Origin of the sequence: Candidatus Allofournierella excrementigallinarum, from assembly GCF_944388085.1 — a bacterium.
In the GTDB taxonomy this organism is placed as follows: domain Bacteria; phylum Bacillota; class Clostridia; order Oscillospirales; family Ruminococcaceae; genus Allofournierella_A; species Allofournierella_A excrementigallinarum.
Genome location: NZ_CALXHK010000007.1, coordinates 36,070 through 62,988, shown reverse-complemented (window position 1 = coordinate 62,988; position 26,919 = coordinate 36,070). Strand labels below are relative to the sequence as shown.

Annotated in this window: 28 protein-coding genes; 15 read left to right on the top strand and 13 right to left on the bottom strand. The window is 63.9% G+C overall.

Annotation, left to right across the window (positions count from 1 at the left end; all coding sequences use genetic code 11):
* Positions 1–203: 203 nt before the first annotated feature.
* The 14 genes from ACH2AT_RS02525 to trxA all read left to right on the top strand — a co-directional run bounded on the left by ACH2AT_RS02525 (position 204) and on the right by trxA (position 15,247).
* Positions 204–1,250, top strand: coding sequence for a polysaccharide biosynthesis protein (locus tag ACH2AT_RS02525; RefSeq protein WP_394963326.1), 1,047 nt, complete (start codon positions 204–206; stop codon positions 1,248–1,250).
* A gap of 14 nt (positions 1,251–1,264) precedes the next feature.
* Positions 1,265–2,398 (top strand): NAD-dependent epimerase/dehydratase family protein, encoded by a 1,134-nt coding sequence (locus tag ACH2AT_RS02520; protein ID WP_394963324.1) that lies wholly within the window; start codon positions 1,265–1,267, stop codon positions 2,396–2,398.
* A 24-nt stretch (positions 2,399–2,422) separates the two neighbouring features.
* The gene (gene wecB / locus ACH2AT_RS02515) at positions 2,423–3,562 is read left to right on the top strand and encodes a non-hydrolyzing UDP-N-acetylglucosamine 2-epimerase (RefSeq protein WP_394963322.1); all 1,140 of its coding nucleotides are present in this window, start codon (positions 2,423–2,425) and stop codon (positions 3,560–3,562) included.
* Position 3,563: 1 nt separating this feature from the next.
* Positions 3,564–4,787, top strand: a complete 1,224-nt coding sequence (locus ACH2AT_RS02510; protein WP_394963320.1) for a glycosyltransferase family 4 protein — start codon at positions 3,564–3,566, stop codon at positions 4,785–4,787.
* 6 nt (positions 4,788–4,793) lie between these two features.
* On the top strand, positions 4,794–5,513 hold the full coding sequence (locus ACH2AT_RS02505; protein ID WP_394963316.1) for a glycosyltransferase family 2 protein: 720 nt from the start codon (positions 4,794–4,796) through the stop codon (positions 5,511–5,513).
* On the top strand, positions 5,510–5,911 hold the full coding sequence (locus ACH2AT_RS02500; RefSeq protein ID WP_394963314.1) for a DUF2304 domain-containing protein: 402 nt from the start codon (positions 5,510–5,512) through the stop codon (positions 5,909–5,911). The genes ACH2AT_RS02505 and ACH2AT_RS02500 overlap by 4 nt, the downstream gene beginning before the upstream one ends.
* An 84-nt stretch (positions 5,912–5,995) precedes the next feature.
* Positions 5,996–7,480, top strand: coding sequence for an MBOAT family O-acyltransferase (locus ACH2AT_RS02495; RefSeq protein WP_394963312.1), 1,485 nt, complete (start codon positions 5,996–5,998; stop codon positions 7,478–7,480).
* Between the two features lie 13 nt (positions 7,481–7,493).
* Complete coding sequence (locus ACH2AT_RS02490; protein ID WP_394963310.1) at positions 7,494–8,795, top strand: hypothetical protein; 1,302 nt, start codon at positions 7,494–7,496, stop codon at positions 8,793–8,795.
* A gap of 423 nt (positions 8,796–9,218) precedes the next feature.
* Complete coding sequence (locus ACH2AT_RS02485; RefSeq protein ID WP_394963308.1) at positions 9,219–10,871, top strand: 2-isopropylmalate synthase; 1,653 nt, start codon at positions 9,219–9,221, stop codon at positions 10,869–10,871.
* A 28-nt stretch (positions 10,872–10,899) separates the two neighbouring features.
* On the top strand, positions 10,900–12,162 hold the full coding sequence (gene leuC, locus ACH2AT_RS02480; RefSeq protein WP_394963306.1) for a 3-isopropylmalate dehydratase large subunit: 1,263 nt from the start codon (positions 10,900–10,902) through the stop codon (positions 12,160–12,162).
* Complete coding sequence (gene leuD, locus ACH2AT_RS02475; protein WP_394963304.1) at positions 12,163–12,663, top strand: 3-isopropylmalate dehydratase small subunit; 501 nt, start codon at positions 12,163–12,165, stop codon at positions 12,661–12,663.
* Positions 12,660–13,730 carry a 3-isopropylmalate dehydrogenase gene (gene leuB / locus ACH2AT_RS02470; RefSeq protein ID WP_394963302.1) on the top strand — a complete coding sequence of 357 codons (1,071 nt, stop codon included), beginning with the start codon at positions 12,660–12,662 and terminating at the stop codon, positions 13,728–13,730. Before leuD ends, leuB begins: the two co-directional genes overlap by 4 nt.
* Before the next feature lie 99 nt (positions 13,731–13,829).
* Positions 13,830–14,843, top strand: a complete 1,014-nt coding sequence (locus ACH2AT_RS02465) for a hypothetical protein (RefSeq protein WP_394963300.1) — start codon at positions 13,830–13,832, stop codon at positions 14,841–14,843.
* A gap of 92 nt (positions 14,844–14,935) precedes the next feature.
* Entirely contained in the window at positions 14,936–15,247 is a 312-nt protein-coding gene (trxA, locus tag ACH2AT_RS02460) for a thioredoxin (RefSeq protein WP_394963298.1), read from the top strand.
* Between the two features lie 117 nt (positions 15,248–15,364).
* Here the strand turns inward: trxA and ACH2AT_RS02455 are convergent, their stop codons facing one another.
* On the bottom strand, positions 15,365–16,156 hold the full coding sequence (locus tag ACH2AT_RS02455; protein WP_394963296.1) for a D-alanyl-D-alanine carboxypeptidase family protein: 792 nt from the start codon (positions 16,154–16,156) through the stop codon (positions 15,365–15,367).
* A gap of 106 nt (positions 16,157–16,262) precedes the next feature.
* Between ACH2AT_RS02455 and ACH2AT_RS02450 the strand changes: the two genes are divergently transcribed.
* Positions 16,263–16,595, top strand: coding sequence for a hypothetical protein (locus tag ACH2AT_RS02450; RefSeq protein WP_394963294.1), 333 nt, complete (start codon positions 16,263–16,265; stop codon positions 16,593–16,595).
* Here the strand turns inward: ACH2AT_RS02450 and ACH2AT_RS02445 are convergent.
* From ACH2AT_RS02445 to ACH2AT_RS02390, 12 genes are all read right to left on the bottom strand, one after another.
* Entirely contained in the window at positions 16,570–17,655 is a 1,086-nt protein-coding gene (locus tag ACH2AT_RS02445; RefSeq protein ID WP_394963292.1) for a sensor histidine kinase, read from the bottom strand. The two genes, ACH2AT_RS02450 and ACH2AT_RS02445, sit on opposite strands and share 26 nt — an antisense overlap.
* Positions 17,648–18,337 carry a VanR-ABDEGLN family response regulator transcription factor gene (gene vanR / locus ACH2AT_RS02440; RefSeq protein ID WP_394963290.1) on the bottom strand — a complete coding sequence of 230 codons (690 nt, stop codon included), beginning with the start codon at positions 18,335–18,337 and terminating at the stop codon, positions 17,648–17,650. Before vanR ends, ACH2AT_RS02445 begins: the two co-directional genes overlap by 8 nt.
* On the bottom strand, positions 18,334–18,894 hold the full coding sequence (locus ACH2AT_RS02435; RefSeq protein WP_394963288.1) for a GNAT family N-acetyltransferase: 561 nt from the start codon (positions 18,892–18,894) through the stop codon (positions 18,334–18,336). The genes vanR and ACH2AT_RS02435 overlap by 4 nt, the downstream gene beginning before the upstream one ends.
* 62 nt (positions 18,895–18,956) lie before the next feature.
* On the bottom strand, positions 18,957–20,117 hold the full coding sequence (locus tag ACH2AT_RS02430; protein WP_394963286.1) for an AI-2E family transporter: 1,161 nt from the start codon (positions 20,115–20,117) through the stop codon (positions 18,957–18,959).
* 91 nt (positions 20,118–20,208) lie between these two features.
* Positions 20,209–21,177 (bottom strand): glycoside hydrolase family 25 protein, encoded by a 969-nt coding sequence (locus ACH2AT_RS02425; protein WP_394963284.1) that lies wholly within the window; start codon positions 21,175–21,177, stop codon positions 20,209–20,211.
* A 52-nt stretch (positions 21,178–21,229) separates the two neighbouring features.
* Positions 21,230–21,952, bottom strand: coding sequence for an elongation factor P 5-aminopentanone reductase (ymfI, locus tag ACH2AT_RS02420; RefSeq protein ID WP_394963282.1), 723 nt, complete (start codon positions 21,950–21,952; stop codon positions 21,230–21,232).
* On the bottom strand, positions 21,949–22,413 hold the full coding sequence (locus ACH2AT_RS02415) for a nucleoside deaminase (RefSeq protein WP_394963280.1): 465 nt from the start codon (positions 22,411–22,413) through the stop codon (positions 21,949–21,951). The genes ymfI and ACH2AT_RS02415 overlap by 4 nt, the downstream gene beginning before the upstream one ends.
* 3 nt (positions 22,414–22,416) lie before the next feature.
* Positions 22,417–23,340, bottom strand: a complete 924-nt coding sequence (locus ACH2AT_RS02410; protein ID WP_394963278.1) for a CPBP family intramembrane glutamic endopeptidase — start codon at positions 23,338–23,340, stop codon at positions 22,417–22,419.
* Entirely contained in the window at positions 23,327–23,986 is a 660-nt protein-coding gene (locus ACH2AT_RS02405; protein ID WP_394963276.1) for an HdeD family acid-resistance protein, read from the bottom strand. Before ACH2AT_RS02405 ends, ACH2AT_RS02410 begins: the two co-directional genes overlap by 14 nt.
* Before the next feature lie 128 nt (positions 23,987–24,114).
* On the bottom strand, positions 24,115–26,031 hold the full coding sequence (gene htpG / locus ACH2AT_RS02400) for a molecular chaperone HtpG (RefSeq protein ID WP_394963274.1): 1,917 nt from the start codon (positions 26,029–26,031) through the stop codon (positions 24,115–24,117).
* Between the two features lie 232 nt (positions 26,032–26,263).
* Entirely contained in the window at positions 26,264–26,455 is a 192-nt protein-coding gene (locus ACH2AT_RS02395) for a helix-turn-helix transcriptional regulator (RefSeq protein WP_394963272.1), read from the bottom strand.
* Positions 26,445–26,780: a hypothetical protein gene (locus ACH2AT_RS02390; protein ID WP_394963270.1), complete on the bottom strand. Its 336-nt coding sequence runs from the start codon at positions 26,778–26,780 to the stop codon at positions 26,445–26,447. Before ACH2AT_RS02390 ends, ACH2AT_RS02395 begins: the two co-directional genes overlap by 11 nt.
* Between the last annotated feature and the right edge of the window lie 139 nt (positions 26,781–26,919).

The window sequence follows — 26,919 nt, the reverse complement described above, 5'->3', positions numbered from 1 at the left end:
AACTCAACTATAACCGATTGAGGTCATATCCTTCTACTTTTTTATTCTACTGTCCAAGATGTATTGTAGCGCTACACGCCGCCCGCGTCGAATTCTCCCCTTCCCCTTGGAAAATTGTTACTTTTATGATATGATTATTACCGCGTATGGAACGGAAGGCGCGCTCGCGCGCACGGATATACCCTTTGGGAGGTTTATAAGGAATGAACAGCAGCTATTTTGGCGGCAGGACCCTTCTCATCACCGGCGGCACCGGCAGCTTCGGCAACACGGTGCTCAAGCACTTTCTGGCCAGCGACATCGGCGAGATCCGCATCTTCAGCCGCGACGAGAAAAAGCAGGACGACATGCGCCACGAGGTGCAGCAGAAGCACCCGGAGCTTGCGGGCAAGCTGCGCTTTTACATCGGCGACGTGCGGGATATCTCCAGCGTGCGCAGCGCCGTGCGGGGCGTGGACTACATCTTCCACGCGGCGGCCTTAAAGCAGGTGCCTTCCTGCGAGTTCTTCCCCATGGAGGCCGTGCGCACCAACATCATCGGCACCGACAACGTGCTCACCGCCGCCATCGACGCGGGGGTGAAGAAGGTGGTGTGCCTTTCCACCGACAAGGCCGCCTACCCCATCAACGCCATGGGCATCTCCAAGGCGATGATGGAAAAGGTCATCGGCGCCAAGGCCCGCACTGTGAAGGCGGAGGATACCACCATCTGCTGCACCCGTTACGGCAACGTGATGTGCAGCCGGGGCAGCGTCATCCCCCTGTTCATCGACCAGATCAAGGCGGGCAAGCCCATCACCATCACCGACCCGGACATGACCCGTTTCCTCATGAACCTGGACGAGGCGGTGGACCTGGTGCAGTTCGCCTTTGAGCACGCGAACCCCGGCGACCTGTTCGTTCAGAAGAGCGACGCCTCCACCATCGGCGTGCTGGCAAAGGCCGTGCAGCAGCTGTTCGGCGACACCGGCACCCAGATCATCGGCACCCGCCACGGCGAGAAACTCTACGAGACGCTGATGACCAAAGAGGAGCGGGTGCGCAGCGAGGACATGGGCGGCTACTTCCGCGTTTCCGCCGACGGCCGCGATCTGAACTATGACAAGTTCGTGGTGCAGGGCGATGTGCACACCCAGGCGGACGAGAGCTACACCAGCCACAACACCCGCCGGCTGAACGTGGAGGAGACTGTGGCCAAGATCATGACCACCGACTACGTGCAGAACGAACTGGCCAACTGGGACAAGTAAAGGACAGCGACACCATGCAGAAAGACACCCCCATCCTCATCACCGGCGCGGGCGGCTTCATCGGCAAGAACCTGGTGGCCACCCTCAAAGCCCAAGGGTATACCGACTTGATGCTCTTTGAGCGGGACGACACCCCAAAGACCCTGGCGCAGTATGCCGCCAGGGCCGGTTTTGTGTTTCATCTGGCGGGCATCAACCGCCCCAAGGACCCCAGCGAGTTTTACGCCGGCAACTCCGGCCTCACCGACCACCTGCTTGAGCTGCTGGCGAAGGCGGAAAAGCCCGCCCCGGTGCTGGTGACCAGCAGCACCCAGGCGGCGCTGGACAACGACTACGGCAAGAGCAAGGCCATGGCGGAGGCGGCGGTGTTCGCCTACGGCGAAAAAACCGGCGCGCCGGTGTATGTGTTCCGGCTGCCAGGGGTGTTCGGCAAGTGGTGCCGCCCCAACTACAACAGCGTGGTGGCCACCTTCTGCCACAACGCCGCCCACGGCCTGCCCCTGGAAGTGCGGGACCCCGCCTATTCCCTGCCCCTCGTTTACATCGACGACGTGGTGCGCGCCTTCATCGCCGCCATGGACGGCGAGGCCCTCACCGACGGTGAAAGCCCCGCCCACTGCCGGGTGGAGCCGGAGCATGTGACCACTCTGGGCCATCTGGCCGAGGTCATCGGCAGTTTTGCCGAAAACCGCAAAACGCTCCAGGCGCCCTATCTCGCGGCGGGCAGCCTTGAGAAGAAACTCTATTCCACCTGGCTTTCCTACCTGCCCACCGACCAGTTCTCCTACCCCCTCGCCATGCACTGCGACGAGCGGGGCAGCTTCACCGAATTTCTGCGCACCCAAGAGCGGGGGCAGGTGAGCGTGAACATCTCGAAGCCCGGCATCGTGAAGGGCAACCACTGGCACAACTCCAAGAACGAGAAATTCCTGGTGGTGAGCGGCCGGGGGGTCATCCGCTTCCGCAAACCGGACGAGGAAACGGTGTATGAGTACTATGTTTCCGGCGACAAGCTGGAAGTGGTGGACATCCCCACCGGCTACACCCACAACATCGAAAACCTGGGCGAGGGGGACATGGTGACCCTGATGTGGGCCAACGAGGCCTTCGACCCCGAAAACCCCGACACCATCTATCTGGAAGTTTAATCCTGCGGGAAAGGCGGACAAGCAATGAGCAAGCTGAAACTGATGACCATCGTTGGCACGAGGCCGGAGATCATCCGGCTGGCGGCGGTGATCAAAAAGTGCGACAAATACTTCGATCAGCTTTTGGTGCACACCGGCCAGAACTACGACTACACCCTCAACGGCATCTTTTTCGAAGATCTGGGCCTGCGCGCGCCGGACTTTTATCTGGACGCGGTGGGCGCGGACCTTGGCGAGACCATCGGCAACATCATCGCCAAAAGCTACAAACTGATGGTGGAGCAAAAACCCGACGCGCTGCTGATCTTAGGCGACACCAACAGCTGCCTTTCCGCTATCAGCGCCAAGCGCCTGCACATCCCCATCTTCCACATGGAGGCGGGCAACCGCTGCTTTGACGAGTGCCTGCCGGAGGAGACCAACCGCCGCATCGTGGACCACATCGCCGACGTGAACCTGTGCTACTCCGAGCACGCCCGCCGCTATCTGAACGCCGAGGGCACCGCCAAGGAGCGCACCTATGTCACCGGCAGCCCCATGGCGGAGGTGCTGCGCGCGAATCTCGAGGCCATCGAAGCCTCCGACGTGCTGGAGCGGCTGGGCCTTGAGGCGCACAAGTACATGCTGCTCTCGGCCCACCGGGAGGAAAACATCGACACCGAGAAGAACTTTATCGACCTGTTCACCTCGGTGAACGCCCTGGCCAAGAAGTACGGCATGCCCATCCTCTACTCCTGCCACCCCCGCAGCCGCAAGCGGCTGGAAGCCATGGGCTTTGAGCTGGACGAGCGGGTGCGCCTGCACGAGCCTCTGGGCTTTCATGACTACAACCATCTGCAGATGAACGCCTTTTGCGTCATCTCCGATTCCGGCACCCTGCCGGAGGAATCCAGCTTCTTCACCAGCGTGGGCCATCCCTTCCCCGCTGTGTGCATCCGCACCTCCACCGAGCGCCCCGAGGCGCTGGACAAGGGCTGCTTCATCCTGGCGGGCATCGCCGCCGGCGGCGTGGAGCAGGCGGTGGAGACTGCCGTGGCCATGAACGAGAACGGCGACACCGGCATCCCCGTGCCCTATTACACCGAGGATGTGTCCACCAAGGTGGTCAAGATCATCCAGAGTTACGTGGGCGTGGTGAACAAGATGGTCTGGCGCAAGGGCTGATATGGAAGAAAAAAAACTGCTCATCGTCACCCAGCACTTCTGGCCTGAGGCCTTTCGGGTGAACGACCTGGCTGTCGGCTTCATCGAGCGGGGCTGGCAGGTGGACGTGCTCTGCGGCCTGCCCAACTACCCCAAGGGGGAGTGGTTCAGCGGCTACCGCTACGCCGGCCCCCGGCGTGAAACGCATGACGGGGTGAACATCTACCGTGCCGGCGAGATACGCCGCAAGGGCAACACCGGCCTTCGCATCTTCCTCAACTACGTCAGCTGGCCGGTGTGCGCGGTGGCGAATCTCTGGCGGCTGAAAGGGCCCTACGAGGCGGTGCTGTGCTACAACACCAGCCCGGTGCTGATGAACCTGCCCGCCATTGTATACGCCAAACTCCACAAAGTTCCCCTGACCAGCTATGTGCTGGATATCTGGCCGGAAAACCTCTACAGCGTGCTGCCGGTGAAGAACGCCCTTCTGCGGGGCGTCGCCCGCCGGGTGAGCGACTGGCACTACCGCCGGTGCGACAGGCTCGTCGCCATGAGCGGGAGTTTGCGCCGCCGCCTTTGCCAGCGCACGGGCAAACCCGAAAGCGCGGTGGCGGTCATCCCCCAGCACTGCGAGGATTTTTATGCCGTGCCCATCCGCGACGAAACACTGGCCGCCCGCTTTGCCGGGCGGTTCAACCTGGTATTCACCGGCAACTTCAGCCCCGCCCAGAGCCTTGAGACCGTCATCCAAGCGGCGGTGAAGGCCCGGCGGCAGGGGGCGGATGCCCTGCGCCTTGTGCTGGTGGGGGACGGCATGAGCGCCGGCGCCCTGAAGGCGCTGGCGAAGGAGCTGGACGCCGGCGACACGGTGGAGTTTTTGCCCAGCGTGCGCCCGCAGCAGGTGCCTGCCTACACGGCCCTGGCGGACGGGCTGGTGGCCAGCCTTTCCGCCAGCGAGGACCTGGGCATGACGGTGCCTGCCAAGATCGCCAGCTATATGGCGGCGGCAAAGCCCCTGCTTGCCAGCATGGACGGCGAGGGCGCCGCCGCGGTGGCCGAGGCGGGCTGCGGCCTTGTGAGCGCCGCCGAGGACGTGGACGCGCTGGCCGCGAACATGGCGGCCCTCTGCGCCGCCGACGGCCAGACACGGGCGGAGATGGGCCGCAGGGCCTTTGCCTATTATGAAACTCACTACCGCCGCCGGGCCGTCCTGGACCGGCTGGAGGAATTCATCTCAGCGAGGTAACCAAGCGTGAAGATCCTGGTCATCATCCCCTGCTACAACGAAGCGGAGAACATCGCCGGCGTGGTGCGCCGCCTGCGCAAGGCCTGCCCCGAGGCGGACTATGTGGTGGTGAACGACTGCTCCACCGACAAAAGCGTCCAGGTGCTGAAAGCCGAGGGCTGCAATTATCTGGACCTGCCCGTGAACCTGGGCATCGGCGGCGGCGTGCAGTGCGGCTACCGCTACGCGGTGGAGCACGGCTACGACGTGACGGTTCAGATGGACGGCGACGGCCAGCACGACCCCGCCTATCTCCAGGCGGTGATCGCGCCGGTGCTGGCCGGGCATCTGGACATGTGCATCGGCAGCCGTTTCATCACCAAGGAAGGCTTTCAGACCAGCTTCATGCGCCGGGTGGGCATCCGCTTTTTGAGCAGCCTGCTCCATCTGCTCACCGGCTGCAAGGTGCTGGACGTGACCAGCGGCTACCGGGCCTGCGGCAGGGCCCTCACCGCCCGCTTTGCCCAGCGCTACGCCCAGGACTACCCCGAGCCGGAGGCCATCCTGCGGGCGGTGTGCGAGGGCTACAGGGTGGGCGAAGTGCCGGTGGTCATGGCCGAGCGCCAGGGCGGCAAGTCCAGCATCAACGCCCTCAAGAGCGTTTACTACATGGTGAAGGTGAGCCTTTCGCTGGTCATCTACCGGCTTTGCTTCACCAAAAAGGATAAAAGGAGGCGCGAGGCGTGAACGACCTGCTCTATCCCCTGCTTGCGGTGGGGGACCTTGTTTTTCTGTTCCTCATCTTCCTCTTCGTCAAGCACGGCCGGCTGAGCGTGCGGTTCAGCCTGGCGTGGTTCGCCCTGGGCGGGGTGCTGCTGGTGTTCGCCGCCTTCCCGCTGGTGGCCAAGATGCTGCGGGCGCTGCTGCGCTTTGAAGTGGTCTCCAACATGGTGTTCACCCTGCTGTTCGTCTTTGTGCTGCTGGTGCTGCTCATCCTTTCGGCCGCCGCCAGCACCCAGACCGAGGAGATCAAGCGCCTGACCCAGCAGAGCGCCATCCTGGAGCACCGGGTGCGGCAGCTGGAAGATGCCCTGAAGGCCCGCGAGGCCGAAGGCGGCGCGGATACGCCTGCCGGCGGACGGTGACGGGTCGGATACATTCCGGGTCTATGCTGTCAGACAGCAGGCCGGGGCCCCGGCAGAAACAAACGCGGTGAGGTGTGAGGCGCGATGGATTTTAATACCCCCATCTTTCTGGGCTTCTTTGCGGCAGTGGCCCTTCTGACCTACTGTGTGCCCCGGCAGGCAAAACCCTACCTGCTGCTGGCGGCCAGCTATGTCTTTTATATGTACAAGCCGGAGAACGCCCGGCTGGTGGCCCTGCTGGTGAGCGTCACGGTGGTCACCTGGTGCGCGGGCGTTGCCCTGGGCAGCCACAAGCTGCAGAACGTGTGGGCCCGGCGGGCCTTTTTGTGGCTGGCGCTGGCAGTTGCCCTGGGCATCCTCTTTTTCTATAAATACTTTGATTTCTTCGGCCAGCTGGCGGCGGACATCGGCGCCATTTTCGGCGGCAGCGGCAAGTTTGCAAGCCTGGACCTCGTCGCTCCCCTGGGCCTTTCCTACTTTACCTTCCAGAGTCTGGGCTACGTCATCGACGTTTACCAGCACAAGGCCAACCCCCAGCTCAACCTCTTCAAATACGCGCTGTTCGTCAGCTTTTTCGCCTGCATCTTCACCGGCCCCATCGAGCGGGCCGGGCACCTGATGCCCCAGCTGGAAAATCCCCGCCCCTTCAACTATTCCCGCATGGCGGGCGGGGCGTTCCGCATGCTGTGGGGCTACTTCAAGAAGATGGTGCTGGCGGACGGCATCGGCCAGTTCGTCAGCGCGGTGTACGGCGGGGCAAGCGCTGCCGCCGGGCCCTATCTGGTGGCGGCGAGCCTTTTGTTCAGCTATCAGATCTATCTTGATTTTTCCGGCTGCTGCGACATCGCCATCGGCGGCGCGCGTATTTTGGGCATCGACCTTTTGGAAAACTTCAACCGCCCCTTCGCGGCCACCAGCTACACCGAGCTGTGGAACCGCTGGCACATGAGCCTGACCAACTGGTTCCGGGACTATATCTTCACTCCCCTTGCCTTCTACAACCGGGGCCTGCCCGGCGTGTGGGGCGGGCTGCAGGGCTGGTTCAATGTCTTTCTCATCTTCCCCATCAGCGGCCTGTGGCACGGGGCCAGCATGGGCTACGTCATCTGGGGCGTTTTGAACGGTCTGTTTTTGGTGGCGGGCAAGGCCACCGCGAAAAAGCGGCGCAAGCTGGCCAAAAAGAACCCCCTCTACCGCGTCAAACCCCTCAAAAACTTCCTCCAGCGGGCCATCGTCTACCTGCTGTTCACCTTCTGCATCGTGTTCTTCGCCGCCGACCTCTACGGCGCCGCGGCGGGCGCGGTGTTCGCCGGGATGTTCCAGGGCTGGAACATCGGCCTTCCCGCCTTCTTTGCCGGCGTGCTGGACCGGGGGCTGACCGTGCGCCTCATCGCGGTGCTCATCGGCGGCTGCGCCCTGGTGGAGCTGGTGGAATGGCGCGGCCCGGTGGCCGAGTGGATCCGCCGCCAGTGGGCCTTCGTCCGCTGGCCGCTTTACTACCTGCTGGCGCTGGCCATCCTGTTCTTCGCGGCCTTCGGCCAGTCCGCTTTCATCTACCAGCAGTATTGAGGGGGGCGCGGATATGCAGCGAAACATCTCCTGGCCGCGCTTTCTGGCGGTGCGGCTTCTGACCTTTACCGAGATCGGGCTCAAGTTCTGCCTGTTTTTGCCCATTTTGCTGTTCATGGTGTGGTTTAACTACAAAGTGGACGTGAGCGGCCTGTTCCAGGGCGAGCTTGCCCCCCGTCAGGTGGCCAGCCTCCTTTTGGAGGGTAGCACCGTTTCCGGCTACGACCAGATGGACGAGCGGCAGGTGCTGGAAGTGTACGCCCAGAACCTGGCCGAGGCCCCCGACACGCTGGCCCTTGGCTCCAGCCGGGTGCTGCAGCTCAGCAAGGACCTGGTGGGCGACGGCAGCTTTTTCAACGCCGGCATCAGCGGCGCGGGCCCCATGGACGTGATGAACATCTGGTACCTCTTCGAGCGGGAAGGCAAGCTGCCCGAGACCCTCATCCTGGAAGTGGACCCCTGGCTGTTCAACCCCGACCCGGACATCAACCGCAATGCCGATTCGGAACTGTTTGCCGAATTTTTGGAAAAGGGCCTTGGCATCGACGCCGACTATGAGGAGCCGGACACGGTGGCGCTTTGGAAGGCGCTGGTGGACCCGGCCTACTTTCAGGGCAACGTGACCTACTATCTCAAGCAGCAGCAGACCGGCGCGGTGCTCACCGAGGACGGGGACGACATCCCCTTCAAGGCCGTTACCGGCAGCATCGACGCGCTGGACTATGCGGTGAAGCGCTCGGACGGCAGCGTCCAGTACCCGCTGGGCTTCCGCAGCTGGAACTACGACCAGGTGATGGCGGAGGTGCTGGCCCAGGCGGGCACCCTGAGCGCCCTGCACGGCTTCGACCAGATGGACCCCTACTGGACCGACCTGTTCACCCGCTTCATCGAGCATGTGCAGCAAAAAGGCGTGAACGTGGTGTTTTTGATGACCCCCTATCACCCTTTCATCGCCCTGCACGTCTACAACAACCCCGAAGGCTTCACCGGCTTTTTTGAGGTGGAGCCCTGGGTGCGGGAATTTGCCGCCATGAACGGCATTCCGGTCTACGGCAGCTATCATGCCGGGCGGGTGGGCATTCAGGAGAGCATGTTCTTCGACGGGCTGCACTGCAAGCCCGAGGCGCTGCGGCTGATGTTCCCCGGCGTGGAAAAGGCGCTGGCGGGCGAACAGACCCCCTACCAGCAGCTCTATCTGGAAACCTACGGCGACACCGAAAACAGCGCCAATGCCCTCATCGGCTACGACGCCGGGTGCGTGGTGGTGGACGAAAGCTGGCTGGCCCAGGCCGAAGCGGCCACGCTGGGAGTTTGAACCGGGTTTGCCGGGGCCAATGGGCCCCGGCGTTTTAAAAATTGCCGCTTGACAAACCTGCTTTCACAAGGTAAAATGGTAGCATTATAAACGATGCGCAGATGGGGAGAAAGCCCGGGCAAAGCGTTTTTCAGAGAGCCGCCGGATGGTGCGAGGCGGCAGCGCGGCGCGGATATACTGGCCCCGGAGCACCCGGGCTCAACGGCGGTTTCCGCCTCATAGGCCCGGGCGGCACCCGCCGTTACACGGGCGCGGTTCGCAGTTTGCCGACCGTACAAGAGGCCGCCTTCGGGCGGCAATGAGAGTGGTACCGCGGGTGCTTTTCAAAAATTTGCTGAAAGCCCTCGTCTCTCAAAGCAGTGCTTTGAGGGACGGGGGCTTTTTTCGTTCCTCAGAGGCAGAACAGAAGGAGGAACTATTGCAATGATGGACGTGACCAAGTACAGCGTGGGCTATTACAATCCCCCCAGGTGCGAATACCGCTGGGTGCACAAAGACCACATCGAAAAGGCCCCCGCCTGGTGCAGCGTGGACCTGCGGGACGGCAACCAGAGCCTGATCGTACCCATGAGCCTGGAAGAAAAACTGGAGTTCTTTGACCTGCTGGTGAAGATCGGCTTCAAGGAAATTGAAGTGGGTTTCCCCGCCGCCAGCGAGACGGAATACGAGTTTTTGCGCACCCTCATCGAGCAGAACCGCATCCCCGCCGACGTGACGGTGCAGGTGCTGACCCAGTGCCGCGACCACATCATCCGCAAGACCTTCGACGCGGTGAAGGGCGCGCCCAGCGCGGTCATCCACTTCTACAACTCCACCAGCGTGGCCCAGCGGGAGCAGGTATTCAAGAAGTCGAAGGACGAGATCAAGAAAATCGCCACCGACGGCGCGGCGCTGGTGAAAAAGCTGGCCGAAGAATACGAGGGCAACTTCCGCTTTGAATACAGCCCCGAGAGCTTCACCGGCACCGAGCCGGAGTACGCCCTGGAAGTTTGCAACGCGGTGCTGGACATCATGCAGCCCACCCCGGAAAAGCCCATGATCATCAACCTGCCGGTGACGGTGGCCATGAGCATGAGCCACATCTACGCCAATCAGATCGAGTACATGAGCGACAATTTGAAATACCGCGACAGCGTGGTGCTGAGCCTGCACCCCCACAACGACCGGGGCTGCGGCGTGGCCGACACCGAGCTGGCCCTGCTGGCGGGGGCGGACCGGGTGGAGGGCACCCTGTTCGGCAACGGCGAGCGCACCGGCAACGTGGACATCATCACCCTGGCCATGAACATGTACACCCACGGCGTGGACCCCCATCTGGATTTCTCCGACATGCCCGCCATCGTGGAGCTCTACGAGCGGGTGACCCGGATGCGCGTCTACGAGCGCACCCCCTACGCCGGCGCGCTGGTGTTCGCCGCCTTCTCTGGCAGCCACCAGGACGCCATCGCCAAGGGCCTGACCTGGCGCAGGGAGAAAAACCTCCACCAGTGGACGGTGCCCTACATCCCGGTGGACCCCACCGACATCGGCCGCCGCTACGAGGCGGACGTCATCCGCATCAACAGCCAGAGCGGCAAGGGCGGCATCGGCTATCTGCTGGCCCAGGACCACGGCTACGACCTGCCCCCCAAGATGCGGGAGCACTTCGGCTACACCGTCAAGGGCGTTTCCGACCACGCCCACAAGGAGCTTTCCAGCGCCGAGGTGCTGGACATCTTTGAAAAGACCTACCTGAACAAGGTAAGCCCCCTGAACGTGGCCGAGGCCCACTTCATCCAGAAGAGCGGCATCTTCGCCGTCATCACGCTGGAAGAGGGCGGCAAGGTGCGGGAGGCCTCCGCCCAGGGCAACGGCCGTCTGGACGCGGTGTGCAACGCCATCAAAGCCGCCACCGGGCTGGACTTCACCATCAGCACCTACTCCGAGCACAGCCTGGAGCACGGCTCCACCAGCCAGGCCGCCAGCTATGTGGGCCTTGCCTGGGGCGACGGTTCCACCACCTGGGGCGCGGGCACCGACACCGACATCATCCGCGCCGGCATCAAGGCGCTGGTGAGCGCCGTCAACAACAAGTGACGCAAGCGATAAAAAGGAGGGAAAGACCATGGGAATGACCATGACCCAGAAGATCCTGGCCGCTCACGCGGGGCTGGCCGAAGTGAAGCCCGGCCAGCTCATCAACGCCAGGCTGGACCAGGTGCTGGGCAACGACATCACCACCCCGGTGGCCATCAACGAGTTCGAGAAGGCGGGGTTTTCGGGCGTCTTCGACAACGCCCGCATCAACATCGTGCTGGACCACTTCGTGCCCAACAAGGACATCAAGAGCGCCCAGCAGTCGAAACAGTGCCGCCAGTTCGCCGCAAAGCACGGCATCGTGAACTTCTTCGACGTGGGCAAGATGGGCATCGAGCACGCGCTGCTGCCCGAGCAGGGCATCGTGACCGCAGGCGACTGCATCATCGGGGCGGACAGCCACACCTGCACCTACGGCGCGGTGGGCGCTTTCTCCACCGGCGTGGGCAGCACCGACATGGCCGCTGGCATGGCCACCGGCACGGCCTGGTTCAAGGTGCCCGCCGCCATCCGCTTCGACCTCACCGGCAAGCTGGGCCCCCGGGTGAGCGGCAAGGATGTGATTTTGCACATCATCGGCATGATCGGCGTGGACGGCGCGCTTTACAAAAGCATGGAGTTCGCCGGCCCGGGCGTGGCCGCCCTTTCCATGGACGACCGCCTTTGCATCTGCAACATGGCCATCGAGGCGGGGGCGAAGAACGGCATCTTCCCTGTAGACGAGGTGACCATCGCCTACCTCACCGGCCGCAGCCGCCGGGCGTGGACGGTCTATGAGGCCGACCCGGATGCGGAGTATGAAAAGGTCATCCACATCGACCTCTCGGCCATCGAGCCCACCGTCTCCTGGCCCCACCTGCCGGAGAACACCCGCACCGCCAAGGAGAGCGAGGGCGTTGCCATCGACCAGGTGGTCATCGGCAGCTGCACCAACGGGCGGCTGGAAGACATGCAGGCCGCCTACGAGATTTTGAAAGGCAGGACCATCGCCCCCGGCGTGCGGGGCATCATCATCCCCGGCACCATGGCGGTGTACAAGGCCTGTTTGCAGAACGGCTGGCTGGAAGCCTTCATCGACGCGGGATGCATCGTGTCCACCCCCACCTGCGGGCCGTGCCTGGGCGGCTACATGGGCATCCTGGCGGAGGGCGAACGGTGCGTTTCCACCACCAACCGCAACTTCGTGGGCCGCATGGGCCACGTGAAAAGCGAAGTGTATCTGGCAAGCCCCGCCACCGCCGCCGCCAGCGCGCTGACCGGGCACATTACCGACCCTCGGGAGGTGGAGTAAATGAACGCACAGGGAACCGTTTTTAAGTACCCCGACAATGTGGACACCGACGTCATCATCCCCGCCCGCTACCTGAACAGCCAGGACGCGGCGGAGCTGGCCCGCCACTGCATGGAGGACATCGACCCGGAGTTCGTGAACAAGGTCAAACCCGGCGACATCATGGTGGGCGGCTGGAACTTCGGCTGCGGCTCCAGCCGGGAGCACGCGCCCCTGGTCATCAAAACAAGCGGCGTCGCCTGCGTTATTGCCAAGAGCTTCGCCCGCATCTTCTACCGCAACGCCATCAACATCGGCCTGCCCATTCTGGAATGCGAGGCGGCGGCCGAAGCCATCCGTGCGGGGGACGAGGTGGCGGTGGATTTTGACACCGGCGTCATCACCGACCTGACCACCGGCGAAGTGTTCCAGGCCCAGCCCTTCCCCCCCTTCATCCAGGACATCATCCGCGCCGGCGGGCTGATGAACAGCATCCGGCAGAAAGGCGGCGCAGTGAAATGAACAAAACCATCGCGGTGATCCGGGGCGACGGCATCGGCCCCGAGATCGTGAACGAAGCCCTCAAGGTGCTGGATAAGATCGCGGGAAAATACGGCCACACCTTCACCTGCGACGACGTGGACATGGGCGGCGTTGCCATCGACAAGTGGGGCGACCCGCTGCCCCAGGCCATGCTGGACAAGTGCCTTGCCGCCGACAGCGTGCTGCTGGGCGCGGTGGGCGGCCCCAAGTGGGAGGGCCTGCCCGGGCCCCAGCGCCCGGAAAAGGGCCTTTTGCGCCTGCGGGCGGGCATGGGCCTTTACTCGAACCTCCGTCCGGCCAAGCTGTGGCCCCAGCTGGCCCAGGCCAGCCCCCTGAAACCCAGCATTGTGGAAAAGGGCATCGACTTTCTGGTGGTGCGGGAGCTCATCAGCGGCATCTACTTCGGCGAGCACAAGACAGTGGAGCAAAACGGCGAGAAGGTGGCCACCGACGTGATGCGCTACGCCGAGCATGAGATCGAGCGCATCGGCCGCATCGCCTTTGAGGCCGCCATGAAGCGGCGCAAAAAGGTGACCTGCGTGGACAAGGCGAATGTGCTGGACTCGAGCCGCCTGTGGCGGGCGGTGCTGCACCGCATCAAGGAGGAGTACCCCGAGGTGGAGTACGGCGAGATGTTCGTGGACAACGCTTCCATGCAGCTGGTGAAGGACCCCAGCCAGTTCGACGTCATCGTGACCGGCAACATGTTCGGCGACATCCTCTCGGACGAGGCCAGCATGCTCACCGGCACCATCGGCATGATCCCCTCCTCCAGCCTGGGGGACGGCACCCGGGGCATGTACGAGCCCATCCACGGCTCCGCCCCGGACATCGCCGGCCAGAACAAAGCGAACCCCATCGGCACCATCCTCTCCGCCGCCATGATGCTGAAGTACAGCTTTGGCATGGACGCGGAGGCCGCCGCCATCGAAGCGGCGGTGAACAAGGCGCTGAACGACGGGGTACGCACCGCCGACATGATGGCCGGGGGCTGCACCCCCGTCAGCTGTTCGGAGATGGGCGACGCCGTCGCCGCCCGGATCTAAAATCCGCATAAAATGCGCTTTGCCCCTGCCCGTCCTGCTGGACGGGCAGGGGCCTTTGTGCTATACTGTGGGTAGAACTGACCGGGAGGTATACCAGCCATGAAAAAGCCGCCAGCCTTTGCCGCCTGCGCCCTGGCCGCCCTGCTGCTGGCCGGGTGCGGCGAGCGCACCTGCACCGGCATCCTCACCGCACCGGGCGACGAAGCCGCCCGCACCTTCACCCTGCAAGGGGAGGAGGGCACGGTCTATTCCGTCAAAGTGGCGGAAAACGCACCGGTGGCGGCATGGCCGGAGGGCACCGAGCCCGGCGACCTCTATTCCGGGAACTGGCCCGCCCTGCGTCTTTCGGTGAAAGGGCGCGCTTCCCTCTTTGGCGGTGAGCCCGTGGCCCTGACGGCCAGCAGCGTGCAGATCGACGCGGCCCGGCAGCCGGAGGGCCTGACCCTTGCCGGCGGCACTTCCCTGTCGGTCTGGCAGGCCAGCTTTGACCGGGAATACTGCGCCCCGGACGGCACGGTGCTGCTGGAGGAGCGGTTGAGCGGCAAGGCCGAGGACACCATCGAGAGCGTGCCCGGCCTGACCGAAGCGGCCAAAGAAAACATCCTCGCCTTTTACGAAGCCCAGGGCATCCTCTATGACCTGCCCGCCCAGCTGGAAAGGGCCTGGGCCGCATACAGCGACAGCGAAGTGTTTGACCGTTACACCCTGGGGCAGGAGGTGAACCTCTGCGCCCAGAACGACAGCACCCTCTGGTTCGTTACCAAGGTGACGCTGCCCCTGGGCGGGCGGGTGGTCACCGAGGAGCAGTTCTGCGCCGCCTTTGACAAGGCCACCGGCGAGGTTCTGGCCCCTGATGAGCTGTTCACCTGCACCGGCGAAACGCTGGCCGCCGCCCTGCTGGACGCCGCCGGCATCACCGACGAACCGAAGCGCAGCGAACTGCTGGCCGCCTTTGACGAGAGCCGGGTGGTGTTCCGCGGCGAGGCGCTGGAGGTATTCTATCCAGAGGGTGCGGTGCCCAGCGAGGAAACGGCCCTCATCCTCGGCCTTGACTACACCGGCGAAGTGAAGGCCCTTTTGCAGCCCCGGGCCCAGCCCCAAAAGGCAGCGTGACAAAATCACGGTAAAGGCCGCCGGTTTGGGGTATGCTATGAGCGTAAGGCAAACAAAGAGGCGGCAAGACCCGCCGAAAGGAGATAAGAACGATGAGCGTTGTGCATGTGGATTCCAAGAATTTTGAGGCCGAGGTGCTGCACAGCACCCAGCCGGTGCTGCTGGACTTCTGGGCCACCTGGTGCGGCCCCTGCCGGATGCTGGCCCCGGTGCTGGACGAGGTCGCCGCCGAGAAGGCCGGCCAGGTGAAGGTGTGCAAGCTGGACATTGACCAATGCCCCGAACTGGCCGCCCAGTACGGCGTGATGAGCATCCCCACCCTGATGGTCTTTAAGAACGGCCAGGTGGTGAACAAGAGCGTGGGCCTGGTGCCCAAGGCCGCGGTGGAAAAGCTGCTGGGCTGAGAAAAAACCGGCCGGGAGGACGGGCCCTTTAGGGGCCTTTTCTCCCGGCTTTTTTGCGTTTTACCGGCCGCAAGGCTCCCGCTGGCGGGCGGGGGGCTTTGCGGGGGCTTTTCTGCCTTACGCCTGCCCCAGATATTCCTCCAGGCAAAGGCCCTGTTCGGTGATGGCGCGGGCGGCCTGCGGCCCCACATAGCGGTAGTGCCAGGGCTCGTTGGCAATGCCGGTGATGTCCACCTTATCCGCCGGGTAGCGCTTGATGAAGCCGTATTCCCAGGCGTGTTCCAGCAGCCAGTCGTAAAGCTCCTGCCCGGTGCCCATGGATGCGTCGGGGTTGATGTCCACCGCCAGGCCCAGCTCGTGCTCGCTGGTGCCCGGCTGGGCCACCCACTGGGCCGCCGCCTGGCGGGCCAGGTCCTCGGGGTAGCCCTCCTGCCGGTAGGCTTCTATCTTGTCCTCCATGATCTGCCGCTGCTCCTCGCCGGTGCGCCAGCCGGAGGCCACCACCGAGTAAAGCCCTTCGGCCCGGGCCGCGTCGAACAGCTGCTGCAACGCGGGCAGGATGCGCTCGTCCACCCGCTCGCCGCCCGCCACCTCCACCGTCTGCACCTGCCAGTCCGCAGGCAGGGGGTGGCTGGCGTTCACCAGCGTCAGCTCCCAGCTTTCGGCGGCGGGGGCGCTGGCCGGCGCGCTTTCCGCCGGGCGGCTCACCGGGGCGGAGGGCGCGTCTGCGAGCAGGGCCTGCACCCCTTCCGCGGCCCAGGCGGACAGACGCCACACCCCCGCCAGCGCCAGCAGGAACGTTCCCAGCGCCAGCAGCCTGCGGCCAAGGCGCCGCCGGGCACGGCGGCGGTCGAACACCCGCTGCCGGGGCGGCGGCGCTGGCCGTTTTATCCTTCGATGCTGTTCCATATTTTCTTTCCCTCCCGATGCAAAAACAGCCGCCCTTAGCCGGGGTGCCGTAAGAAAACGGCGCCGGGAAAAGGGCGCTTTTGCGGTATCGCAGCGTCAAAGCGCCTTGACAACCACCAAGGGTGCCTGCGGCGCTTTTCCTTGCGCTGCCATCAAAATCGCCACTTTTCCTGGTGCGGAGCAGTTTTGCCCCAGGATTTTGGATGAAGAAAGCACAAAGAGCAGCCCCGCAAGCCTTGGTGGCTTGGGGGCTGCTCTGCGTGTTTTATGCGCCAAAATCCCCAGGCAAAACCGTCGTTTTCTTATGCCACCCCGGCTTTTTGCGGCACATTTATTGTACCGAAAAAGGGCGGCGGCTGTTTTTGCATTTCAGGACGGAAAACACAAGCTTTTCTTGCTGAAATCTTACGATTTTATGACGCGGGCATCTTTACCGTGAAGATGACCCGGCCCTCAAAACTCTCGGCGGTGATCTGCCCGCCGTGGCGGGCGACGATCTCTTTTGCAATGGCAAGGCCCAGCCCCGCGCCGCCGCTGCGGGTGGCGCGGGCAGAGTCTGCCCGGTAAAAGCGCTCGAACAGGCGGGAGAGCACCTCCGGGGGGATGGTACGGCCCCGGTTTTCCAGCCGGATGATCACCTCCCCCTGCTGTCGGGCAAGGCTGAGAAGGAGGGGGCTGCCCGGCTCGCTGTAGCTGATGGCGTTGCGGATGAGATTGTCCAGCACCCGCTCCATCTTGCCCGCATCGCAGGTCAGCATCACCTTCGGCGGCAGCTGGGCCCGCCATTCCAGGCCCTTGTCTGCCATGAGGGGCTTGAATTCCCACATCATCTGCTCCAGCATGCGGCTCACATCCACCTGCTCCTTTTCCAGCTCGATGGACGAGAGGTTGAAGCGGGTGATCTCAAAGAATTCGTTGATGAGCTCCTCCAGCCGCAGGGCCTTGTCCAGCGCCACGCCGGTGTAGCGCCCGCGCATTTCGGGGGAAAGGCCCGGCTCCTCCTGCAAAAGGGTCAGATAGCCCACCACGCTGGTGAGGGGCGTTTTCAGATCGTGGGCCAGATAGACGATCAGGTCGTTCTTGCGCTGCTCGGCCTCCCGGGCCACGTAGGCGCTGCGCAGAGCCTGCTCCCGGGCGAGGTTCAATTCGTCCTCCGCCGCTTTCAGCGCGGCGGGCAGGCGGATGGGCTCTTCGTCCGGGCGCGCCAGCCGTTTTGCCGCCTGCAGCAGTTCCTCGGTGCTTTGGAGGGCCCGGCGCAAAAACCACCACCCCACCAAAAACCACACCGCCAGCAGCCCGCAGGCGCCCACCAGCAGGAAATTGTCCTTGACCCAGCGGAACAGCTCGTAGTTGGGCTCCCAGCCCTGCCAGGCGCGGTTGTTGCCCGCCCACCAGACCACCACGGCCAACACCAGAAAGGCCAGGGCGGTGAAGAACATCGCCGCGAACATCTGAGCGGTGAGCTGGCGGCCAAAGCCGCTTTCTCGCTTCTTATTCAACGGTGTAGCCCACCCCCCAGACAGTTTTTACATAGCGGGGCTTGCGAGGCGGCTCGCCCAGCTTTTCCCGCAGGCGGGCGATGTGGGCCATCACGGTGTTGCTGCTGTCCAGGTATTTTTCGCCCCACACGGCGCTGAACAGCTCTTCCGAGGAGACCACCTTCCCCTGCCGCTGGCACAGGTACCACAGGATGTCGAACTCGGTGGGGGTGAGGGATACCTCTTTGCCGTTCAGGGTGCACTTGTGCCCCTCTTTGGAGATGCTCAAGGCCCGGATGTCCAGCCGGTCCGGCTCGTCGGCGTTGGCGGCGTCGTAGCGAAGGTAGCGGCGCAGCTGGGTCTTGACCCGGGCCACCAGTTCCAGCGGGTTGAAGGGCTTGGTGATGTAGTCGTCCGCCCCCAGAGACAGGCCGGTGATCTTGTCCATGTCCTCCACCCGGGCGGTGAGCATCACGATGGGGAACAGATGCTGCTGGCGGATGCGGCGGCAAAGGGAAAAGCCGTCCATGTCCGGCAGCATCACGTCCAGGATGGCAAGGTCCGGCTTGTCCGCTTCAATGCATGCCAGCGCCGCCGCGGCGGTGCCGCACAGCTGCACCCGGTAGCCCTCGTTTTTGAGATACACCGCCACCAAATCGGCGATCTCCTGCTCGTCGTCTACCACAAGGATGGTCTCGTTCATTCCGTGCCCCCCTCCCCCAGCGGCTTTGCCATGAACAGCACGTCCTCGTAGCTGCCGTCCGGGTACTTCATGTTCCGGGGCAGGACGCCGCAGACTTCAAACCCCAGCTTTTTGTAAAGGGCGATGGCCCCGGCATTGTGGGCGGCCACCTCCAGCTCCAGCTGTTCCAGCCCCTTTTTCCGGGCAATGCCGACGAGCTCTTCCAGCAGGGCGGTGCCGATGCCCTGCCCCGTGAATTTTTGATAGAGGGCCACGGCGACCTGGGCCCGGTGGCGGGTGCGCGCCGTGGAAAAGCCCGTCAGCGAGGCGCTGCCCGCATGCTCGCCGTCCACAAAAGCCAGCAGCATCAGGTTCACCGGGGACTCGTTCTGGCCGCGGATGAAGGCCTTTTCCTCCTCCTCTGTCATGGTGACCTCCTCCGGCCCGCGGGCCAGCCACGGGGTCTCGCCGCAGGTGGCCTTGAGATAGCGAAGAAGCATTTGTGCGTCCTGCTCGGCGGCGCAGCGCAGGGTGAGGGCATGGCCGTTCACGGTGCGGGCAATGGGTTTTACAAACATGGGCTTGTCCTCCTCTTTTTTGCATTTCGGCCCCGGCCTTTGGAAGGCCGGGGCCGGGCGTTTTATTTTGTTTTGGGCGCGCCGGGCAGGTATTTTTCCCGCTCCACGCCCTTCTCCCGCAGCTTGCGGCGGGTGGCGGTGCGCAGCAGGCTGTAGACCACCGAGCAGGCGGGGATCATCACCAGCATGCCCACCACGCCCATGGCGCTGCCGCCGATGGTGACGGCCATGAGCACCCAGATGCCGGGCAGGCCCACCGAATTGCCCACCACGCGGGGGTAGATGAGGTTGCCCTCGATCTGCTGGATGCAGAGGAACAGCACCACGAACCACACCGCCTGGAGGGGGTTCTGCACCAGGATGAGGAAGGCCCCCACAAAACAGCCGATGAAGGCGCCAAACACCGGGATCAGGGCTGTGACGGCCACCAGCACGCTGACCAGGGTGACGTAGGGCATGCGGCAGAGCAGCATGCCCACCGCGAACAGGCTGCCCAGGATGCAGGCCTCCAGGCACTGGCCGGAGAGGAATTTGGAGAAGGTGTGGCCCGTGAGCCGCGCCACCTCCACCACCTTATCCGCCCGCCGGGCAGGGCCCCAGGCATAGAGCAGCATCTTTGCCTGCCGGGCGAGGGTCTCTTTGCACACCAGCAGGTACATGGCGAAGATCAGGCCGATGAAGAAATCCACAAAGCGCATCACGATGCCGGTGGCGGCGGTGGCGGCGTTGCCCACCAGCGCGAAGCCGCCGTTTTTGAACCAGTCTGCCACGGCGGTGATGGCGCCCTCCCAGTCGGTAATAAACTCGATGGAAGCCCACTCCTCCAGCACCGGATACTGCACCATCAGGTCCGCCAACCATTTCTGGCACCCGGCCCAAAAGCCGGGCAGCTGGGCGCCGATGCTGGCAATGGTGCGGCCCAGCTGGGGCAGGATGAGCAGCAGCACCAGCGCCAGCACGCCCAGCACCGCCAGCAGGGTCAGGGCAAGGGCCGCCGCGCGGCGCATCTTTACCATCTTTTGGGGCAGTTTTTTTTCAATGGCCCGCATGGGCACGTTCAGGATAAAGGCCAGGCTGCCGCCCACCACAAAGGGCGACATAAGGCCCCACACTCTGTTCAGGATAACGCCCACCCGGTCCAGGTTTTGCAGCCCCCAATAGAGCACGATGCAGAAGCTGGCCATGAGCAGCAGCGTTCGGATGGTCTTTTTATCAAGCTGCATGGTTGCAAGCCCTCACTTTTTGTGTTCTCGCCCCGAAAAGGGGGCTTTTCCTTATTGTATCCTGCTTTGGGCCGATGCGCAAGCTGTGTTTTCAGCTTTCCAGTTCGCCCAGCAGCCAGTCGAGGCTCTGGCGGGTCAGGTCCAGCTGCTCCTGGGCCCGCTCCAGCTGGGCGCGCACCGCCTCGCAGTCCCCGCCGCCCATTTCTGCCAGGCCGGTGACCCCCGCCTGCAGCGGCGCCCAGTACTGCCCGGCCTGATAGTCGATTTTTGCCCATACCGCGCCGTTCCACTCGCCGTCGGTGACCTCAAAAGCGGGATAGCGGCCCACCGGCAGCGTGCCCGAGAGGGCCGCCGGGTCCGGCGCGTAGTAATAAATGGCCCCGCTCTGATACACCACCAGTTCGGTGTTCGCAAGCGGCAGGGTGGCCGGCCCCTGGGAGTAGCCGTTCTTGCCCGCCGCCTTGATGAGGGGCAGAAAGTCCTTGTAGCTGTAGTCGAGGTCCACGTTGCCGGAAATGCCGTTCACCCGGCCGGTGCTGGAATACTGCCACATGTCGTAGCCGCCCTGATGGCCCACATAGCCCCGGTAATCGGCGATCCACAAGGGATAGGCCGCCAGCTCGGCCATGTTCAGGTGGTTCTGGGCGAAGTTGGTGTAGGTGTAAAAGCCGGGGAACCAGCCCTTTTGGTCCAGAATGTCCATGGCGAAGCGCACAAGGCCGGTCAGCTCGGTGCGGCCCAGGGTTTGCAGGCTGGAGGCCTCCACATCCACGAACACCGGGTATTCCAGCCGCAGGCCCTCCAGCACCCCCAGCAACACGTCCAGCTCGTTGATGACCGCCGCCTCGGTGCGGGCGTAGGTGTAGTAATAAACGCCCACCCGCATGCCCGCCGCGTGAGCCTCGGCCACGTTCTTTTCAAAGTAGGGGTCCACATAGACCCCGCCGCTGCCCGAGGACACCGCCCGCACGATGGCGAACTGCTTGCCCGCCGCCACCTGCTGCCAGTCGATGTTCCCCTGATACCGGGACACGTCGATGCCCGTCTCGAAAATCTCCATAAAAAGCCCCCCTCTTTGCCATGGTATGCAAAGAGAGAGGCCGTTTGTTCCTTTAAGTCACCAGGCCGCCGTTGACGCCCAGCACCTGGCCGGTGATGTAACCCGCCCCGTCGCCGGCCAGAAAGACCAGCGCGCCGGCCACCTGCTTCGGGGTGCCGAGCGCCCCCAGGGGCGTTTCCTGGGCCAGGGCCTCCTTATCCTCGGCGGAGAAGGCGGCCATCATGTCTGTGTCGATGACGCCGGGGGCCACGCAGTTGACGGTGACGCCGCTGGGGCCTTCTTCCCTGGCCAGCGCCTTGGTCAGGCCGATGAGGCCCGCCTTGGCGGCGGAGTAGGCCGCCTCGCAGCTGCCGCCCACCTGCCCCCACATGGAGCTGACGGTGAGGATGCGGCCCCACTTTTGGCGAATCATGCGGGGCAGCGCACGGCGGCAGCAGTAGAAGGCGCCGGAAAGGTGCACATCCAGCATCCGCCGCCATTCCTCGTCGGTCACGTCGGTGAACAGCTTCTGGGCGGCGATGCCGGCGTTGCACACCAGCACGTCCACCCCGCCGAAAGCCTGTTCGGCGGCGGCAAACATCGCCTCCACCTGGGCGGGGTCGGCCACGTCCGCCTGCACCGCCAGCGCCCGGCCGGGCCAGCGGGCGGCCAGGGCTTCGGCTTTTTCGGCGCTGTGCAGGTAGTTGACGACCACCTGATAGCCCGCCTCGGCAAAGCTTTCGGCGGCGGCGGCTCCGATGCCCCGGGCCGCGCCGGTGATCAATACCGTTTTCATCGCGCTTCCTCCCGTTTTTTGCGCAGGGCGGCAAAGAATTCCTTCAAAAGCTGGGCGCACTCCTCCGCCAGCAGGCCGCCTTCCACCTTGGGGCGGTGGTTGAAGGGCAGGGCGAACAGGTCGGTGAGGGAGCCGCAGCAGCCCGCCTTGGGGTCCGCCGCGCCGTAGACCACCCGCCTGATGCGGCTGTTGATGATGGCCCCGCTGCACATGGGGCAGGGCTCCAGCGTCACGAACAGCTCGCACTGCCACAGCCGCCAGCCGCCCAGCGCTTTGCAGGCGGCGTCGATGGCCAGCAGCTCGGCGTGGTGGGTGGCGTTTTTGCCGGTCTCCCGGGTATTGCAGGCCATGGCCACCGGCTCGCCGTCCTTTGCCACCACTGCGCCCACCGGCACCTCGCCCAGGGCGGCGGCCTTCTTCGCCTGCTGGAGGGCAAGGCGCATCAGCTGTTCATCGGTCATGGTTCATCCCCCAATGGTCTTGTAGAAGCTCAAGGCCGCCAGCACCGCCAGCGCCGCCAGATAGCCGGGGCTGCGCAGAAGGCGCAGCCAGTCCCCGCCCTGCCCATGCAGGCGGCCCTTTTTCCGGGCGGGCAGCGCCCGCCAGGGGGCGAAGGCCAGGGCCGCCAGGGGCGGCAGGAACATCAGCGGATAGCAGATGACCTGAGGCGCGCCGTACTGCTGGCAGTACTGCCCCGCGAAGGCCAGGGTGTTGTTGTAAAGATGGAAGAGCATGCCCGGCACAAGGCTGCCGGAACACAGGGCGGCAAGGCCCAGCGCGGCGCCGCCGAAAGCCGCGGCCGCCACCGAGGGCGCGCGCCCGTGGAGCAAAGCGAACAGCAGCGCCGGCCCCGCCACGGCCACCACCGGGCCGAAGGGGCGCAGCCACCCCTGCAAGAGGCCGCGGAAGAGCAGTTCCTCCCCCACGGCGGGCACAAGGCAGACCGTCAGCCAGGCCGCCGCCAGCGCAAGGCCGGAAGCGGGCAGGTCCATCGGCCCGCCGCCAGCGCCGGGAAAGGCCGCCGCCAGCAGATTGCCCGCCATCATCAGCAGCCAGAACAGCAGGAACAGCCCGGCCCACTGCCCGGCGTTCAGCCTGCGGGGCGAGGCGGCGGGCGCGCCGCCCGTCAGGGGCAGCAGGGCAAAGGGCGCGGCGAGAGACAAGGCGCTCACCGCCGCCTGCAAAAGGATGGCCGCCGCAAGGCCGGTGCCCGCCGGGTTCGCAAGGCTGGCCCCCGGCACACGCAGGGCCAGCAGGGCGTTCGCCAGGGCGGTGAGCGCCGAGCGGGCCGCCAGATAGCCCAGAGCGGCACAGCCGCAGGCGTCGCCCGCCCGCCGCAGGGCCGCCGCCCGGGCCGCGCCCGCGGGCAGGACCTCAGCGGTCCTCATCGGAAAGGTCTTTGTAGTCCACGTCCACCGGGCGGCCGGAACCGGGGGCGGGGCGGCCGTCCAGCGTTTCGGTCAGCTTGTCCAGCTGGCGGGCGGCGTCCTTTGCGGTGCGCTCCAGGCCCCGCATCAGCACCGCGGCATACACCGCGCTGATGAGGCTGAGAGCCCCTTCCGCCAGCAGGATGACGCCGATGGCCATCACCAGCAGCTGCACCGTCTCGAAGGGATTGACCATCATCAGCACGCCCAGCGCCGCCGACAGGCCCGCCAGCACGAGGAAGCTCCACCAGCGGGCGTAGCCCATCTTGCGCAGCTCAAAGGCGGATTGCAGCCGCACCACCGCGTCCACGATGACGTAGATGCCCACCAGGATGGGCAGCACCGAGACCACCGTGTCCGGCTTAAAAAGCAGGAACACGCCCAGAGCGCTGGCGGCCACGCCGAACACCACGCCGAAATAGTCAAAGAAAAAGCGCTCCTCGGCCCGCACATAGCCCCAGATGCTTAAAAGGCCCTTGATGAGGATGACCGCGCCAAAGAGATAGCACACCAGCCGCAGGGAGGCCTCCGGCCAGAGCAGCAGCGCCAGGCCCAGCAGCATGAAGGCCAGCGCCGAAAGCAGAAAACCCTTTTTCATGTGTGTCATTGATCGACCATCCTTTCCCGCAGGGCCGTGTTCCGGCCCTGCCTGTTGGCGTTCCATGGGTTTAGTATACCATATTTGCGGCGCAAACAAAAGCGGGGCGGCCCCCAAGACGGGCCGCCCCGAAACTTTTATTGCATCAGTTCGCACACCGCCTGGGCGTAGGCCACAGGGTCTTCGATGGGCAGGCCCTCGATGAGCAGTGCCTGGTCGTAGAGGATGCCGGCGTATCTGCCCAGCTTCTCGGTCTCGCCCTTTTCCTGCAGGCTTTGCAGGGTGGCGAAGATGGGGTGGTCGGCGTTGATCTCCAGCACCTTCTGGCTCTTGGGCGCGCCCTCGGCGCCGGGCATGGCGGAGAGGACCTTCTCCATCTCCAGGGACAGGGGCCCTTCGCTGGACAGGCACACCGGGTGGCTCTTGAGCCGGGTGGACAGGCGCACCGCCTCCACCTTGCCCGCCAGCGCCTCCTTCATGGCGTCGAACAGGGCCTTGTTGGCCTCGGTCTTTTCCTCGGCGGCCTTCTTCTCCTCCTCGGTCTCCAGGCCGAGGTCCCCGGACGAGACGTTCCTGAATTCCTTCTCCGCGTCCTTCTCGCCGTAGCGGCGCAGCATCTGCAGGCAGAATTCGTCCACGTCCTCGGTGAGCAGCAGCACGTCGAAGCCCTTGTCCAGCACCAGCTCGGCGGCGGGCAGCTTGGCCAGCCGGTCGGCGGAATCGCCGGCGGCGTAGTAGATGAACTTCTGGTCCGCGCCCATCTTCTCCACATACTCCGCCAGGGTGACCATCTTCTTCTCCCGGGCGCTGTAGAACAAAAGCAGGTCCTTCAGCTGGTCGGCGTGCATGCCGTAGTCGGCGTAGCAGCCGTATTTCAGCTGGCGGCCAAAGTTCTTGAAGAACGCCTCGTACTTCTCCCGCTCGCCGGTTTTCATGGCGTTCAGCTCGTTCTTGATCTTCTTTTCAAGGCTTGAGCGGATGAGCTTGAGCCGCCCGTCCTGCTGCAGCATCTCACGGCTGATGTTGAGGGAGAGGTCCTGGCTGTCCACCACGCCCTTGACGAAGCTGAAATGGTCCGGCAGAAGGTCGGCGCACTTTTCCATGATGAGCACGCCGCTGGCATAGAGCTGCAGGCCCTTTTCGTAGTCGCGGGTGTAGTAGTCGTAAGGCGCGCGGCCGGGGATGAACAGCAGCGCGTTGTAGGTGGCGGCGCCCTCGGTGCGGCTCACAATGACCCGGGCGGGGTCGGTGAAGTCGTAGAACTTGTCCTTGTAGAACTGGTTGTACTCCTCGTCGGTCACTTCGCCCTTCGTGCGCTTCCACAGAGGCACCATGCTGTTGAGGGTCTCCAGCTCGGTGTAGGTCTCGTACTCGGGGGTGTAGTCCTCGCCGGCGTCGGCGGGCTTTTCCTTCTGGCGGGTCTTTTCCCGGTACATCTGGATGGGATAGCGCACATAGTCGCTGTACTTCTTGACGATGCCCACCAGGGTGTACTCGTCCAAAAAGCGGTCGTAGTTTTCTTCGGGGGTGCTCTCCTTCACCACCAGGATGACCTGGGTGCCCACCTCGGGTTTGTCCGCCTCGGTGATGGTGTAGCCCTCGGCGCCCTTGCTCTCCCACTTCCAGGCGGTGTCGCTGCCAAAGGCCCGGCTGATGACCGTGACCCGGCTGGCCACCATGAAGGCGGAGTAGAAGCCCACGCCGAACTGGCCGATGATGTCGATGTCCTCGGCCTTGTTCTCGGCCTTGAAGTCGAAGCTGCCGCTGCGGGCGATGGTGCCGAGGTTCTTCTCCAGCTCCTCCCTGGTCATGCCGATGCCGTTGTCGGTGAGGGTGATGGTGCGGTTGTCTTTGTCCAGCGTCAGGTGGATCTTGTAGTCCTCCTTGCGGCTGGGCACCGAGTGGTCGGTGAGGCTTTTGAAATAGAGCTTGTCAATGGCGTCGCTGGCGTTGCTGATCAGTTCGCGCAGGAAGATCTCCTTGTTGGAGTAGATGCTGTTCACCATCAGGTCCAGCAGCTTTTTGCTTTCGGCCTTGAATTGTTTCACTGCCATGTGTGTTCGCTCCCTTTATTTCAAAATATCAAAGCAGAATAATTTTAGCACTCTGTTCATTTGAGTGCTAATTAACTATACCGCGTTTTGCACAAAAAAGCAAGGGGTTTCACACAAAATTTAAATTCCGTTCAAATTCAGCGCGGCGCTGCCAAAAGGGCGCGGCGAGGCCGTGGGGCCCGCCGGCCAGAGGCAAGGCGGGCGGCTGCCAACGAAAAACGCCGGGCTGAGATCAGCCCGGCGTGAACAGCTCGTCCACGGTAGCCCCCAGCTCCTGGGCCAGCTTGAAGGCCAGCGCCAGGGTGGGGTCGTATTTGTTGTTCTCGATGGCGTTGATGGTCTGGCGGGAAACACCGCACTTTTTGGCCAGCTGTTCCTGCAAAAGGCCCTTTTCCCTGCGCATTTCGCGAATTTTATTTTCCACGTTCGAAATCACCGTACCGTTTCTTCAGCACCAGCAGCACCACGAAGTAGGTCACTGCGGTAACGCTGAGATCAATGAAGGGATTGGACTGCAGCTTCTGGGCCCGCACCACCGCCTCCACCACATCAAATATCTGAGTCAGCACCGTGACGAGCAGCGTGAAGGCCCCGGCCTTCCAGACGATGAGCTGGCGGCGCTCATCCCCCACCCGCATCAGCGAGACCACCATGGCCACATCCAGAAGGATGGAGCCCAGCAGAAAAAGCCCAAACAAAATCAGGAAAAAGTTTTCCCACGTGAACATGCCTTGCGTTACAGGATCCATTGCGCTGCCTCCTTTTCAAAATGTCAAATTCTTTTGACATTATCAGCATACCACGAGGGGTGGCTCATGTCAAGAGTTTTTGACATTTTGCTTTAAGAAAATGCGGGCGCCGCTTTTCGCGGCGCCCGCAGAAGGCTTG

Excerpts from the sequence above, each read along its gene's own strand:
- ACH2AT_RS02525 (WP_394963326.1), top strand. The coding sequence starts at position 204 with ATGAACAGCAGCTATTTTGGCGGCAGGACCCTTCTCATCACCGGCGGC.
- ACH2AT_RS02520 (WP_394963324.1), top strand. The coding sequence starts at position 1,265 with ATGCAGAAAGACACCCCCATCCTCATCACCGGCGCGGGCGGCTTCATC.
- wecB (WP_394963322.1), top strand. The coding sequence starts at position 2,423 with ATGAGCAAGCTGAAACTGATGACCATCGTTGGCACGAGGCCGGAGATC.
- ACH2AT_RS02510 (WP_394963320.1), top strand. The coding sequence starts at position 3,564 with ATGGAAGAAAAAAAACTGCTCATCGTCACCCAGCACTTCTGGCCTGAG.
- ACH2AT_RS02495 (WP_394963312.1), top strand. The coding sequence starts at position 5,996 with ATGGATTTTAATACCCCCATCTTTCTGGGCTTCTTTGCGGCAGTGGCC.
- ACH2AT_RS02490 (WP_394963310.1), top strand. The coding sequence starts at position 7,494 with ATGCAGCGAAACATCTCCTGGCCGCGCTTTCTGGCGGTGCGGCTTCTG.
- ACH2AT_RS02485 (WP_394963308.1), top strand. The coding sequence starts at position 9,219 with ATGATGGACGTGACCAAGTACAGCGTGGGCTATTACAATCCCCCCAGG.
- leuC (WP_394963306.1), top strand. The coding sequence starts at position 10,900 with ATGGGAATGACCATGACCCAGAAGATCCTGGCCGCTCACGCGGGGCTG.
- leuD (WP_394963304.1), top strand. The coding sequence starts at position 12,163 with ATGAACGCACAGGGAACCGTTTTTAAGTACCCCGACAATGTGGACACC.
- leuB (WP_394963302.1), top strand. The coding sequence starts at position 12,660 with ATGAACAAAACCATCGCGGTGATCCGGGGCGACGGCATCGGCCCCGAG.
- ACH2AT_RS02465 (WP_394963300.1), top strand. The coding sequence starts at position 13,830 with ATGAAAAAGCCGCCAGCCTTTGCCGCCTGCGCCCTGGCCGCCCTGCTG.
- trxA (WP_394963298.1), top strand. The coding sequence starts at position 14,936 with ATGAGCGTTGTGCATGTGGATTCCAAGAATTTTGAGGCCGAGGTGCTG.
- ACH2AT_RS02455 (WP_394963296.1), bottom strand. The coding sequence starts at position 16,156 with ATGGAACAGCATCGAAGGATAAAACGGCCAGCGCCGCCGCCCCGGCAG.
- vanR (WP_394963290.1), bottom strand. The coding sequence starts at position 18,337 with ATGAACGAGACCATCCTTGTGGTAGACGACGAGCAGGAGATCGCCGAT.
- ACH2AT_RS02435 (WP_394963288.1), bottom strand. The coding sequence starts at position 18,894 with ATGTTTGTAAAACCCATTGCCCGCACCGTGAACGGCCATGCCCTCACC.
- ACH2AT_RS02430 (WP_394963286.1), bottom strand. The coding sequence starts at position 20,117 with ATGCAGCTTGATAAAAAGACCATCCGAACGCTGCTGCTCATGGCCAGC.
- ACH2AT_RS02425 (WP_394963284.1), bottom strand. The coding sequence starts at position 21,177 with ATGGAGATTTTCGAGACGGGCATCGACGTGTCCCGGTATCAGGGGAAC.
- ymfI (WP_394963282.1), bottom strand. The coding sequence starts at position 21,952 with ATGAAAACGGTATTGATCACCGGCGCGGCCCGGGGCATCGGAGCCGCC.
- ACH2AT_RS02415 (WP_394963280.1), bottom strand. The coding sequence starts at position 22,413 with ATGACCGATGAACAGCTGATGCGCCTTGCCCTCCAGCAGGCGAAGAAG.
- ACH2AT_RS02410 (WP_394963278.1), bottom strand. The coding sequence starts at position 23,340 with ATGAGGACCGCTGAGGTCCTGCCCGCGGGCGCGGCCCGGGCGGCGGCC.
- ACH2AT_RS02405 (WP_394963276.1), bottom strand. The coding sequence starts at position 23,986 with ATGACACACATGAAAAAGGGTTTTCTGCTTTCGGCGCTGGCCTTCATG.
- htpG (WP_394963274.1), bottom strand. The coding sequence starts at position 26,031 with ATGGCAGTGAAACAATTCAAGGCCGAAAGCAAAAAGCTGCTGGACCTG.
- ACH2AT_RS02390 (WP_394963270.1), bottom strand. The coding sequence starts at position 26,780 with ATGGATCCTGTAACGCAAGGCATGTTCACGTGGGAAAACTTTTTCCTG.